This window comes from Amycolatopsis sp. NPDC003676 (assembly GCF_053587275.1).
Genome location: NZ_JBSFNS010000106.1, coordinates 1 through 12,484, shown reverse-complemented (window position 1 = coordinate 12,484; position 12,484 = coordinate 1). Strand labels below are relative to the sequence as shown.

Annotated in this window: 12 protein-coding genes; 5 read left to right on the top strand and 7 right to left on the bottom strand. The window is 69.6% G+C overall.

All coding sequences use genetic code 11. The annotated features are described in order from the left end of the window. Nucleotides 1-859 precede the first annotated feature (859 nt). Nucleotides 860-1,297 (top strand): DUF485 domain-containing protein, encoded by a 438-nt coding sequence (locus ACWDNU_RS36915; RefSeq protein WP_370938993.1) that lies wholly within the window; start codon nt 860-862, stop codon nt 1,295-1,297. After that, nucleotides 1,294-2,895: a solute symporter family protein gene (locus ACWDNU_RS36910; protein ID WP_449672271.1), complete on the top strand. Its 1,602-nt coding sequence runs from the start codon at nt 1,294-1,296 to the stop codon at nt 2,893-2,895. Before ACWDNU_RS36915 ends, ACWDNU_RS36910 begins: the two co-directional genes overlap by 4 nt. Before the next feature lie 61 nt (nt 2,896-2,956). Here ACWDNU_RS36910 and ACWDNU_RS36905 read toward each other — a convergent pair whose 3' ends face one another. The 5 genes from ACWDNU_RS36905 to ACWDNU_RS36885 form a co-directional block, all read right to left on the bottom strand. Further along, a complete protein-coding gene (locus tag ACWDNU_RS36905; RefSeq protein ID WP_344267793.1) occupies nt 2,957-3,307 on the bottom strand; it encodes a DUF3817 domain-containing protein in 351 nt (116 codons plus the stop codon). Nucleotides 3,308-3,333: 26 nt separating this feature from the next. Then, nucleotides 3,334-3,666: a hypothetical protein gene (locus tag ACWDNU_RS36900; protein ID WP_370940522.1), complete on the bottom strand. Its 333-nt coding sequence runs from the start codon at nt 3,664-3,666 to the stop codon at nt 3,334-3,336. 317 nt (nt 3,667-3,983) lie between these two features. Further along, complete coding sequence (locus ACWDNU_RS36895; protein ID WP_449672270.1) at nt 3,984-4,916, bottom strand: lytic transglycosylase domain-containing protein; 933 nt, start codon at nt 4,914-4,916, stop codon at nt 3,984-3,986. A 651-nt stretch (nt 4,917-5,567) separates the two neighbouring features. Next, nucleotides 5,568-6,050, bottom strand: coding sequence for a hypothetical protein (locus ACWDNU_RS36890; protein WP_037713183.1), 483 nt, complete (start codon nt 6,048-6,050; stop codon nt 5,568-5,570). A 339-nt stretch (nt 6,051-6,389) separates the two neighbouring features. Further along, entirely contained in the window at nt 6,390-6,557 is a 168-nt protein-coding gene (locus ACWDNU_RS36885; protein ID WP_449672269.1) for a hypothetical protein, read from the bottom strand. Between the two features lie 195 nt (nt 6,558-6,752). Between ACWDNU_RS36885 and ACWDNU_RS36880 the strand changes: the two genes are divergently transcribed. After that, nucleotides 6,753-7,274 (top strand): GNAT family N-acetyltransferase, encoded by a 522-nt coding sequence (locus ACWDNU_RS36880; protein WP_449672268.1) that lies wholly within the window; start codon nt 6,753-6,755, stop codon nt 7,272-7,274. Between the two features lie 112 nt (nt 7,275-7,386). Here ACWDNU_RS36880 and ACWDNU_RS36875 read toward each other — a convergent pair whose 3' ends face one another. Both ACWDNU_RS36875 and ACWDNU_RS36870 read right to left on the bottom strand, forming a co-directional pair. Further along, nucleotides 7,387-8,529, bottom strand: a complete 1,143-nt coding sequence (locus ACWDNU_RS36875; RefSeq protein WP_370938998.1) for a CaiB/BaiF CoA transferase family protein — start codon at nt 8,527-8,529, stop codon at nt 7,387-7,389. A gap of 27 nt (nt 8,530-8,556) precedes the next feature. Continuing rightward, nucleotides 8,557-9,708 (bottom strand): acyl-CoA dehydrogenase family protein, encoded by a 1,152-nt coding sequence (locus tag ACWDNU_RS36870; RefSeq protein ID WP_449672267.1) that lies wholly within the window; start codon nt 9,706-9,708, stop codon nt 8,557-8,559. 98 nt (nt 9,709-9,806) lie between these two features. Here ACWDNU_RS36870 and ACWDNU_RS36865 point away from each other — a divergent pair, with 98 nt between their 5' ends. Further along, entirely contained in the window at nt 9,807-10,415 is a 609-nt protein-coding gene (locus ACWDNU_RS36865) for a TetR/AcrR family transcriptional regulator (protein ID WP_449672266.1), read from the top strand. A 67-nt stretch (nt 10,416-10,482) separates the two neighbouring features. Next, on the top strand, nt 10,483-12,093 hold the full coding sequence (locus ACWDNU_RS36860; protein WP_449672265.1) for a succinic semialdehyde dehydrogenase: 1,611 nt from the start codon (nt 10,483-10,485) through the stop codon (nt 12,091-12,093). Nucleotides 12,094-12,484: the final 391 nt, after the last annotated feature.

The following is a 12,484-nucleotide window of genomic DNA, read 5'->3' as shown; positions in this document are numbered from 1 at the left end:
CGCGCGTCCGACCGGGGGCGGGCACGACCTTGTCGATCCTTCACCGGTCCGGGAGACGATCGGCTTCCCGGGACTATGCACGTGCACGACGCAACTTGCGGACTGCACGGCGGTGGTCGAGATCAACTTGTCTGCGCCTTATCGATCGCTGCGGGCGGCTGGGGCCAAAGAATCGTACACCAATCGCCGCCCGCGTTATTGCGTTCCACATCGGGGTGCTGACCTGGGAAAATAGTCGGAACGCGGGAACTCGGAGGCGTCGATTCGACAAGGAACGCCCGGCGCGGGAATTCCGGTTACCCGGCGCTCTCGGCCCGGGCGTCCGGCCGTCACCCGATTAGCCCACACAGGGTAAGCGACACCCTCGATGGGACTACGCTCCGTGCCCCCATCGGGTGGGTGCACCCGTAAGTTGAACCCGATGTTGTGGAGATGCAGCGACGCGCCGCTCGACCCGGTGATTTTTGCCAGCCTCCCTTCTCTGCCTGGGAATCCCCGCCCGGCCGCGGACCTGCCCGCCGAAGCGGAGCGGCCGCCCCGCCCGGCGGCTACGACCGGTCACCGTATTGGATCTTGACCGGCCCGTCACTCCGCCATCTGCCGCAACCCGGACCACTCTCGGCAACTCCCCGTGACACGGGTGCTCACTATTCCGAGTGATCAGCCTGTGATCTGCCCGGACGCGCCGTTTCGCGCTATTTCCCGGGCGAAAAGGAATTTCCGGTGCCCTCGCGAACCGGCTTTTTCCGCGTTCCGGCGGCGTCGTTACTATGGCCGCCTCCCAGTCCGCAAGGGCGATCCGGGCGCTTTCTCGAACGCCGCCCGGCGCCATCCACCGCGCAAGTTGCCGGAGGCAGCCATGCACAACGTCGCGCGCACCACCGGACCGGCCGCCTCGGCCGAGGACACCGGCCAGATGCCCGCGCTGTTCGACCGCGAAGGAGGCGACGCCGCCCCGCGCGGCAGGCGCCGCAAGCGCGGCCCGGACTACGAGCAGATCCAGCGCAGCCCCCAGTTCCGCTCGCTGCGCAGCCGCTTCCGCCGGTTCGTGTTCCCGATGAGCATCGGGTTCTTCGTCTGGTACCTCGTCTACGTCGTGCTCGCCGCCTACGCGAGCGACTTCATGAGCACGCCGGTCTTCGGCCTGGTCAACGTCGGCATGCTGCTCGGCCTCGGCCAGTTCGTCACCACCGCGGCGATCACCGCGCTGTACGTCCGTTTCGCCGACCGCGAGATGGACCCGCGCGCGGCCGAGCTCCGCGCGCAGAACGCCGTCACGGAAGGAACCCCTCAGTGACCACCACTCCGCTCGCCGAAGGAGCTTCGGCGAGCAACCCGTTGATCAACACCGGCGTGTTCGCGCTGTTCGTCGCGATCACCCTGTTCGTGGTCTACCGCGCGGGCAACCGCCGGTCGTCCACCTCGGGCTACTACACCGCCGACAGCGCCTTCACCGGACGGCAGAACGGCGTCGCGCTCTCCGGCGACTTCCTGTCCGCGGCGTCGTTCCTCGGCATCGCCGGCGCGATCGCGATCAACGGCTACGACGGCTTCCTCTACTCCATCGGCTTCCTCGTCGCGTGGCTCGTCGACCTGCTGCTGCTCGCGGAACTGCTGCGCAACACCGGCCGCTTCACCATGGGCGACGTGCTCAGCTTCCGGATGAAGCAGCGCCCGGTGCGCGCCGCGTCGGCCACGTCGACGCTGGTGATCTCCTTCTTCTACATGCTCGCGCAGATGGCGGGCGCGGGCGGCCTGGTCGCGCTGCTGCTGGACGTCCACTCCAAGTGGGGCCAGGCGCTGGTGATCACCGTGGTCGGGCTGGTGATGATCTCCTACGTGCTGCTCGGCGGCATGAAGGGCACCACGTGGGTGCAGATCATCAAGGCCACCATCCTGCTCACCGCGGCGTCGCTGATCACCGTGTTCCTGATGGGCAAGTACGGCTTCAACTTCTCGAGCCTGCTCCGCGCGGCCACCGACCACAGCCCGATGGGCAAGGACCTGCTCTCCCCCGGCGGGTCCTACGGCAAGAACGGGACGACGAAGCTCGACTTCGTGTCGCTGTCGCTGGCGCTGGTGCTCGGCGTCGCTTCGCTGCCGCACGTGCTGATGCGCTTCTACACCGTGCCGAACGCCCGCGAGGCGCGCCGCTCGGTGGTGTGGGCGACCGCGTGCATGTTCGTGTTCTACCTGTGCACGCTGGTGATCGGCTTCGGCGCGGCGGCGATCGTCGGACCGGACGAGATCAAGGCCGCGCCCGGCGGCGAGAACTCGGCCGCGCCGCTGCTGGCGCTGCACGTGGGCGGGACGGTGCTGCTCGGCGTGATCTCGGCGGTCGCGTTCGCGACGATCCTCGCCGTGGTGGCCGGGCTGACGCTGACCGCGTCCGCCTCGTTCGCGCACGACGTCTACGCGAACGTCATCAAGCGCGGCAAGGCGGAGCCGGAGGACGAGATCCGGGTCGCCCGGCTGACCGCGGTCGTGATCGGCGTGTTCGCCATCGTCGGCGGCATCCTCGCCAACGGGCAGAACATCGCGTTCCTCGTGGCGCTCGCGCTGGCGGTGGCGGCGTCGGCGAACCTGTCGACCCTGCTGTACTCGCTGTTCTGGAAGCGGTTCAACACCACCGGCACGCTGTGGAGCATCTACGGCGGGCTCATCGCGTGCGTCGTGCTGGTGCTGTTCTCGCCGGTGGTGTCGGGTGCGCCGGACTCGATCTTCCCGAGCATCGATTTCCACTGGTTCCCGCTGAAGAACCCGGGCCTGGTGTCGATCCCGGTGTCGTTCCTGTGCGGCGCGATCGGCACGTTCGTCGGCCGCTCGAAGGGCGACCCGGCCAAGCACGCGGAGATGGAGGTCCGGTCGCTGACCGGCATCGGCTTCGGCTCCTGACCCGCTGAGCACGAAAAAACCGCGGCGCCCGGACTTCCGGGCGCCGCGGTTTTTTTACTGCTCAGAAGACGTCGCGCCCGGCCTGCACGCGGTGGGTCACCCGGCGCTCGACGACGAACGACACGAACGGGACGCACCCGGCCAGCAGGACCAGGACGGTGCTCTTGATCGACCAGCGGGCCTTGATCGCGAGGTCGATGGTGAGCACCAGGTAGATCATGTAGAGCACGCCGTGGATCGGCGAGTACACCTGCGCGGGCGTCGCGTTGCCGAAGCCGTACTCGATGATCATGGTGGCGCACAGGGCGAGCAGGCCGACGCCGGTCACGTACGCGCTGGCGCGGAACCGCGTCAGCGAGCCGGACACCTTCGACTGGCGGGTCGGGGCGGCACCGTCGGTGCTGGTCGTCATGGGAGCGTCCTCACTTCCGCGGGCGTTCAGGACTGCTGGTCGCGGGCGTTGAGCTCGCGCAGGTAGCGGTTGTAGGCGGCGAGTTCGTCGTCTTCTTCGACGGGAGCCGCGGCCGGTCGCGGCGCGGGCACGCGAACCGGAGCCGGCGCTGGCGCGGGCTGGTCGGCGGCTTCCTCTTCGCGTTCGCGCAGCTTCTTGATGCGCCAGAACATGAACGCGGGGAAAAGCCCGAAAAGCGGCCATTGCAGCACGTAGCCGAGGTTCTGGAAGGTGCCGGTGGCGGACGTGAACCGGTCCCACTGCCACCAGGCCAGCCCGCAGCACAACGCCAGGCTCACGACGCTCGTGGCGACGATCATGAGCCGGCGCCCGAGCGGGGACACGGCCGGGCCGGGATCTGCAGGCACGGTATCGACGCTAGCACTGGCGCGAGGAAGCGTTGCTGAGAGGCGGCGAGGTCGTGACCGGGGCCCCACCCGGCGCACCGGCCGCTGCGTCCGGACGGCTCCGCAGGTCAGCTCCGGATCAACCGCCCCAATGCCGCGTTGGGTGCATGCCACGCACCGAACGCCGCATTGGGTGCGTCTGACGCACCCAATGCGGCATTGGGGCGGTCCTCAGCCGAGCCGAGTCGGGTGCGGAGGCTGCGAGGACGAAGCGGCGCGGAGCCGGAAGGTCAGCCCGCTTGCGCCTTCTGCGCCGCCTTCGCGTAACCGTCGGCCAGGCCGAAGACCTTCTGCGCGTACTCCGTCGAGTTGTTGTACGACAGGATCCCCGCCCACCAGCCCGCCGGGCTGGCCATGTCGCGGCCGCCCGCGCACAGGTAGCGAGCGGCGGTGAGGGCGGCGTCGTCGATTTGCTGCGGGTCGGCGCGGCCGTCGCCGGTGGCGTCGGACGCCCATTTCCGCCAGGTGCCCGGGATGAACTGCATGGGGCCGACCGCGCGGTCGGCGACCGGGTCGCCGTCGAGCTGGCCGCCGTCGGTGTCGCTGATCGCGCGGACGCCGGAGGAGCCGTCGAGCGGGACGCCGATGATCGGCTTCGACGGGCGGCCGTCCGCGCCGAGGACCGCTCCGCCGTATTGGCCGTGGTTGGACTCGATGCGGCCGATGCCGGCGAGCGTCGCCCAGGAGATGTGGCAGCCGCGGTCGACCTCGCGCATCGCGAGTTCCGCGTTGCCGTACGCGCGCACCGCGCGGGCCGGGATGCCGGTGGCCGGCCCGACCTTGTCCGCCCAGCTCTGCAGCGGGTCGCCGCCGGTCGGTCGCGCCGACTGCGGTGCCGTGCCCTGGTCCGCCGCCCCGCCCGCGGCGACGGCGCTGACCGGCGCGATCGAACCCGGCTTGACGTCGACCGCCTTGACGCTCAGCGCCGGAATGTCGGTCGTGGTGGGACTGGCCGCCGGGGCGGCGGCCCTGGTGACGATCCAGACCCCGCCGCCCGCGACCGAGAGCACCGCGACGACGACGGCGAGCCGCACCGCGAGCGCGGCGCCGTGACCGCGGCGGGCGGGCGAGGGGGCGGCAACGGGAGCTGCGGTCTCGTCCCCGGTCGGCGCGGTGTCGGGGGTCTGTCCGGTGGCGGGCACGAAACTCCGGTCCTCCAGCATGGCTTGGGGTTCGCAACACTCAACGAGCCCGCGCAGGTTAGCGTTACGCACGCATCGCCATGGCCCCCGCCACGCCGGTTCACCCAGCCGGGTAATCCGGGTTCCGTCAGGTGGACGGCCGCCGCCACACAAACCCCACTAGCCCCATGCCGGGGGCGGGTTTGGCCGAAGGAATGTCCGCCGCCGTTCAGGCTGTGCCGCCGCGGATCGCCGACCGGCCACGCGACAAGAAACCTCCGCCGCCGTCCAAGCGACACCACCGCGGATCGCCGACCGGCCACGCGACAAGAAACATCCATCGCCGTCCGGGCGACCACCGCAATTCGCCGACGAGCCACGCTGCAAGGAACTTCCGCCGCCGTCCAAGCGACACCACTGCGGATCGCCCACCGGCCGCGCGGTCTCGCCGACCAGACTTTCGCCGCGCATCGACCGCTGCTGCGGTGTCCGGCCGCGGCCAGGCGACACCGTCGAAGAAAACACCGGCAAAGAAAAACGTCCGCCGCATGCGGCTTAGGCGCTCCCGAGCAAAGGAGTGCTTCCACCGCACCGCGACGGGCGTCTCGCCGTGTTGCCTGGCCGATTCGCCGACCAGGCAACACAGCTGTCAAACAGGCTTCTTCTTTCGCCGCGCGAGCTGCGCGAGAACGGTCAGGCGGGCTTCTGCTGCCGCGCCAGCCGAGCGACGCACCACGCGGGCGCGCTGCCCCGGCGGAGATGCTGCAGCACCGTCATCGGGCCGAGCCGCCGGGCCAGGTCGGACGGCGCGAGACCGGCCGCCCGGTAGTCCAGGGCTCGCTGGTCCAGCGGGCTGATTCCGGCGTCCCACCACTGCTGCGCTTCGGCGACGTCGCCGACCATCTGCCACCAGCCCGCGGCGGCGACGAGCAACTCTTCTGGGACCTCCGGCAGCCGGGCGCGCATCGCGTCGAGGTAGCCGGGGTCGGCGGCCTCGACCGGGGCCCAGCGGGCGGGTCCGGACCGGGCGCGCTGGCCGGGAATGCCGGGCGGAGCGGCCGGCGCGTCGGCCAGCCAGGCCGAGGCGATGCGATCGACCTCCTGCTCCTCAGGGGTCTTCTCGCGCTCGGCCGACCACTGCCGGATCAACGCGTCCACTCCGGGATCTCCGGTCATCCCTGCCTCCTCATCGGTCCCCGACGGGCAGGCCTTTCGACCGCCTGCCCCGTTGCGCGTCCACGACTGGCACCCCACGCGTGACCGGGCCGAATACCCGCCGTGACCCGGTTCCCGGGGGACCGGAGAACCGGCTGATCACGCAATGTGAGCACCGTAGGGCGGCACCTGCTTTCTCCGCCATACCCCCGGCCCCGGAAATTCCGTGACCAGGAGGTTTCAGGGGCCAATCCACCCGGATGGTCGAGCGAAGTGCCCGAATCCCGGGATCCGGTGACGATGCGTGACTGGTTGGCCGGACGGACGCGCGGAGGCGTCCCGGCGAAGGGAAAGAGCGGGTCAGGCGAAGAGGCTCTTGAAGAAGGTGACGATCGCTTCGGCGCCGTCCTTGAGCCAGCCGAGCACGCGGTGCACGAAGGCCGCGGAGTTGGTGGGCTGCGTGATCAGGAAGAACAGCACGAGCGCGACCACTCCGATCACGACGATCTTCTTCAGGCCGCTCGACATGGCTTCGTTCCCCTCCGCTCACCCGGCGTCCGGTCGGACGCCGGCCCCGCCTCGGCAGAGTCGGCTCCCACTGTAGTGACGGCGCGGCGGAATGGCCCGTCGCAGGCCCCGATCCAGCCAGAAAGCTCACGGCCGGGTGACACCGGTCACCAACGGGTGATCAAGTCCCGGACGGCGCCCCGGTAGGCTCCGCCGATGGACGACGGCGCAGTGACTCTCCGCCCCGTGCGCGAGTCCGATCTCGGTCTGCTGGAGGCGCTGACCAACGACCCGGAGACGGTCGGCGAGCACCAGTGGTTCGGCTGGCACGACCCGGGCTACATCCGGCGGCTCTGGCGCGAAAACGGCATGCTGACCACCGACAACGGCATGCTCGTCCCCACGCTCGACGAACGCCCGCTCGGGCTCGTGTCCTGGCATCGCACCCGGACCGGCCCGCACACCTACTGCTGGAACATCGGCATGGTCCTGCTGCCGGAGGCGCGCGGGCACGGCCTCGGCGCGCAGGCGCAGCGGGAACTCGTGCGCTACCTGTTCGCGCACACGCAGTTCAACCGCGTCGAAGCCAGCACGGAGGTCGGCAACCGGGCCGGGCAGCGTTCGCTGGAGAAGGCCGGATTCACCCGCGAAGGGATCCTGCGCGGGTTCGACTTCCGCGACGGACAGTGGCGCGATCACATCCTTTATTCAGTGATCCGGACCGATCTGCCGGCGTGACAGCGGCCGCTCGGGGTTCGTGCCGAGCCTTCGCCCGGCACGAACCCGCGTCGATCAGCCTTCGCCGGTACCGACCTCCGGCGGTCTGGAGCGGCCGCGTCGAGGCCAACACTCACAAGATCGCCCCGGCCTCCCGCAGCGCCGAAACCCCGGCGTCGTCATAACCCAGCTCCGCCAGCACTTCCGCGGTGTCCGAGCCCTTCTCGTGCGGTGCTTCCGGCGTGGCGGCGGGCGTCCGGTCGAATCGCGGCGCCGGCGCGGGCTGCACTGTGCCGCCGATGTCCACGAACGTTCCGCGCGCCGCGTTCTGCGGATGCTCGGCGGCCTCCCACGGCGACAGCACCGCGGTGAGGCACGCGTCGGTGCCTTCCGCCCGCGCGACCAGTTCGTCGCGCGTGAACCGGCCGACCGCTTCCTCCAGGATCTTGCGCAGCCGCGGCCACTGGCTCTGGTCGACGTGCATCGGCAGGTCCTCGTTCTCCAGCCCGAGCACCTTCACCAGATCGGCCCAGAACCGCATCTCGATCGCGCCGATGGCGACGTACTTGCCGTCCGCGGTCTCGTACGTGTCATAGAACGGGGCACCGCCGTCGAGGAGGTTTTCGCCGCGCTCCCCCGGCCACACGCCTGCCGCGCGCATCCCGTGCAGGCTCGTGGTGAGCAACGCCGCGCCTTCCACCATCGACGCGTCCACGACCTGCCCTCGCCCGGACGTCGTGCGCTCGTGCAGCGCGGCCAGCACGCCCATCGCGAGCATCAAGCCGCCCCCGCCGAAGTCGCCGACCAGATTGAGCGGCGGCACCGGGCGTTCGCCTGCCCGGCCGATCGGGTCGAGCGCGCCGGCGACGCCGATGTAGTTGATGTCGTGCCCGGCCGCCGACGCGAGCGGACCGTCCTGGCCCCAGCCGGTCATCCGGCCGTACACGAGCCGCGGATTGCGCGCGTGCACCTGCTCCGGGCCGATGCCCATCCGCTCCGCGACGCCCGGCCGGAAGCCTTCGATCAGCACGTCGGCGCTTTCGGCCAGCTTCAGCACCACTTCGACGCCCTCGGGCGTTTTCGTGTTCACGCCGACCGAACGCCTGCCGCGGGCAAGCGGGTCGTTCGGGATGCCGAGCACGTCGGAGCCCGGGGTGGCGCGGTCGACGCGGATCACGTCGGCGCCGAGGTCGGCCAGGATCATGCAGGCGAACGGAGCCGGCGCGAGCCCGGCCAGCTCCACCACCCGCAGCCCGGCGAGCGGACCTTGCTTCACAGGTAAGTCCTTTCGCAGCAACAGATTTCAGAGCGTGCGGGAGATGATTTCCTTCATGATCTCGCTGGTGCCGCCGAAGATCCGCGAGATCCGCACGTCCGCCCAGGCCCGCGCGATCGGGTACTCGGTCATGTAGCCGTAGCCGCCGAACAGCTGCAGGCAGTCGTCCACGACCTTGTTCACCCGCTCGGTCGTCCAGAGTTTCGCCATCGCCGCGCCCTGCACGTCGAGTTCGCCGCGAAGGTGCCGTTCGATGCACTGGTCGAGGAACGCGCGCGAAACCGCGGCTTCCGTCGCCGCCTCGGCGAGCTTGAACTTCGTGTTCTGGAAGTTGAAGATCGGACGGCCGAACGCCGTGCGCTCCTTGGTGTAGTCGATGGTCAGGTTCACCGCGGCTTCCAGGCCGGCGACCGCGGTCACGGCGATGATCAGCCGTTCCTGCGGCAGCTGCAGCATCAGCTGGATGAAGCCCTGGCCCTCGGCGTCGCCGAGCAGGTTCGCGGCGGGCACGCGGACGTCGTCGAAGAACAGCTCGGCGGTGTCCTGCCCCTTGAGCCCGACCTTGTCGAGCACGCGGCCGCGGCGGAAGCCCGGGGTGTCGGTCTCGACCACGATCAGCGAGACGCCCTGCGCGCCGGCGTCCGGGTCGGTCTTGCACGCGACCACGACGAGGTCGGAGTGGAAACCGTTGGTAATGAAGGTTTTCGCGCCGTTGATGACGTAGTGGTCGCCGTCGCGGACCGCGCGGGTCTTGATGTTCTGGAGGTCTGAACCAGTGCCCGGTTCGGTCATCGCGACCGCGCCGACCATCTCGCCGGTGGCCATCTTCGGCAGCCACTCGCGCTTGCGTTCCTCCGACGCGTACGCCAGGATGTAGTGCGCGACAATTCCACTGTGGACGGTGACGCCCCACGCGCTGTCCCCGGCGCGAGCCTGCTCCTCGTACAGCACGGCCTCGTGCGCGAACGTGCCGCCGCCCCCGCCGTACTCCTCCGGGATCGACAGGCACAGCAGGCCGAGCTCGCCCGCCTTGGTCCAGATTTCCCGGTCGAGCTTCTTCTCCGCCGCCCAGCGCTCCTGGTTCGGCACGAATTCCTTCTGCAGGAACGACCGGGCGAGCTCCCGGAGGTCCTCGAGTTCGGTGGTGCTCCACGAGCTCTTCTGGGTCTGCAACGGCACGGCTGGGCCTCCCGCGAACTGGAAAACATGACGCTTGGCAGGTAAGTTCTGAGCGGAATGTACATCCCATCCGTCCGGTACGTAAAGCAGGAGCTGCGATGACTGAGGTCGCCCGGGGACACCGCACCCAGGCCGAACGCCGCGAGCAGACGCGCACCGCCCTGCTGGACGCGACGATCGACTGCCTGGTCGAGATCGGGTACTCGCGGGCGTCGGTGCAGGAGATCTGCACCCGCGCGGGCGTCTCGAAGGGCGCGGTGCAGCACTACTTCGCCACGAAGGCGGAGCTGATGGCCGCCGCGGTCGAGCACCTCACCACCAAGCTGCGCACCCAGCTCGCCGCCTCGCTCGGCTCGCTGCCGGGCGGCGCGTCCGGCGTCGCGGCGGCGATCGACCTGCTGTGGGAGGGCTACTCGGGCACGCTTTCCACCGCGGTCACCGAGCTGTGGGTCGCCGCCCGCACCGAGCCGGAACTGCGCGCCGCGATCCGCCCGGTCGACCGCGCACTGGGCCGGGCGACGCTGGGACACATCAGCGAAGTCGCGGGCGACCTGCCGAAAGAGCGCGCGGAGATGCTGTTCTGGCTCACCGTCAACCTCACCCGAGGCCTCGCCCTCGACGCCGAACTGGGCGGCGACCCGCGCCGGCGCCGTCAACTGCTGGAGGAGTGGAAGCGGATCGCCGTGCTGCTGTATTCGGGCGACTAGTTTCCATACCGCCGGTATGGTGTACTCGTCGGTAACACCCGGCCCCGCACGGAAGAAGGTGCGCTCGATGACGAGTACGACCCCGGCGAACCTCACCGGCCAGCCCCTGCCCGCGACCGTCGGCGGTGTGGCAGGCGCTCCGTCCGCGGCCCGCGCGGCTGCGCTGGTAGCCCGCGTGACCGGCGGCGCCGACAACGCGCCCGTGCAGATGACCGCGCCTTTCACCGGACAGCCGATCACCTCGCTCCCCCAGGCCGACGACGCCGAAGTACGCGCCGCCTTCGCCTCGGCCCGCGAGGCCCAGCGCGAGTGGGCAGCCCTGCCGGTGACCCGGCGGCAGCAGTTCCTCCTGCGCCTGCACGACCTGGTGCTCGCGCGCCAAGCGGAAGTCCTCGACCTGGTCCAGGTCGAAGCAGGCAAGGCCCGGATCGACGCGTTCGACGAGGTCAGCGCCACTGTGCTGGTCGCGGCCTACTACGGCAAACACAGCGCGAAGATCCTCTCCCCGCGCCGCGCGCCCGGCGTGATCCCGGGCCTGACCCGCGCGGGCGAACTGCGGCACCCCAAGGGCGTCGTCGGCATCATCTCGCCCTGGAACTATCCGCTCGCGCTGACCGCGATGGACGTCTTCCCGGCGCTCGCCGCCGGAAACGCGGTAGTACAGAAACCGGACAACCAGACCGCGCTGTCCGCGCTGTGGCTGCAGGAACTGGCCGAGGAAGCCGGGCTGCCCGCAGGCCTGTGGCAGATCGTGCTGGGCCGAGGCTCGCAAATCGGCGACGCGCTCCTGGAGGAATGCGACTACCTCTGCTTCACCGGCTCCACCCCCACCGGCAAAGACCTGGCAGGCCGGATCGCACAGCGGCTCACCAGCTATTCGCTCGAACTGGGCGGCAAGAATCCGATGATCGTGCTGCCGGATGCGGACATCCCCAAAGCCGCAGCAGGCGCGGTCACGGCGTGCTTCTCGTCAGCAGGCCAGCTGTGTGTCTCGGTCGAGCGGATCTATGTGCACGACAGCATCCGCGAGGAGTTCACCCGCGAATTCGTGGCGCGGACGGCCGCGTTGCGGCTGGGCGGCTCGCTGGACTACCACGCCGGGATGGGGTCGTTGACCTCGAAGAGCCAGCTGGAAACCGTGTCCGCGCACGTGGAAGACGCCCGGGCGAAGGGCGCGAAGGTACTGACCGGCGGACGGCCCCGACCGGACCTCGGCCCGTTGTTCTACGAGCCGACGGTGCTGACGGACGTCCGCCCCGGAATGACCCCGTTCGCCTCGGAAACCTTCGGCCCGGTGGTGTCGATCTACGGGTTCAGTGACGTCACGGACGCGATCGAGCGAGCGAACGACACCCCGTTCGGCCTGAACGCGAGCGTATGGACGCGAAGGGGCCGAGCAGGCTGGGAAGTCGGCGCACGCCTGAAGGCCGGAACGGTCAACGTGAACGAGGGCTACGCAGCAACCTTCGGAACGGTCGGCGTCCCCATGGGCGGCATGAAGGAATCCGGTGCCGGACGCCGCAACGGCGCGGAAGGCCTGCTGAAGTACACGGAACCGCAGTCAATCGCCGTGCAGCGAGGAATGGGACTGCGACCGCCCAAGGGAGTGCCAGGTTCCGTGTGGGCCCGATTCATGACGGTGAGCATGAAACTGCTGCGGCGCCTGCCGGGCCGCTGAGGTGTCCGTGAGGGGAACTTTCACGGACTTGGAGTCTCTCAGGGGTTCCCCTCACGGACAGCCATTCCCTCAAGGGGCCCCTCACGGAACCAGATTCCCTCAAGGAGCCCTTCACAGACGACCCGCTCACCACCCCGCCGCGATGCGCCCCAATGCCACATTGGGTGCGTCTCATGCACCCAATGTGGCATTGGGGCGCTAGCCCCACCCACCAACAAACCGCACCGGTGCACCCAAGGTTCGAGGCACCCAGCCCCACCCCCGCACCCCGATATGAAGCGTCCCTGCGGTCTGGGGGTGCTTGTCAAGGCGGGAAAGATGCCTTGACAAGCAACCCCCAACCCGCAGCAAAAAAAAGCATAGGGGGGGCCCACCCAAAAAAAAAGAGCAA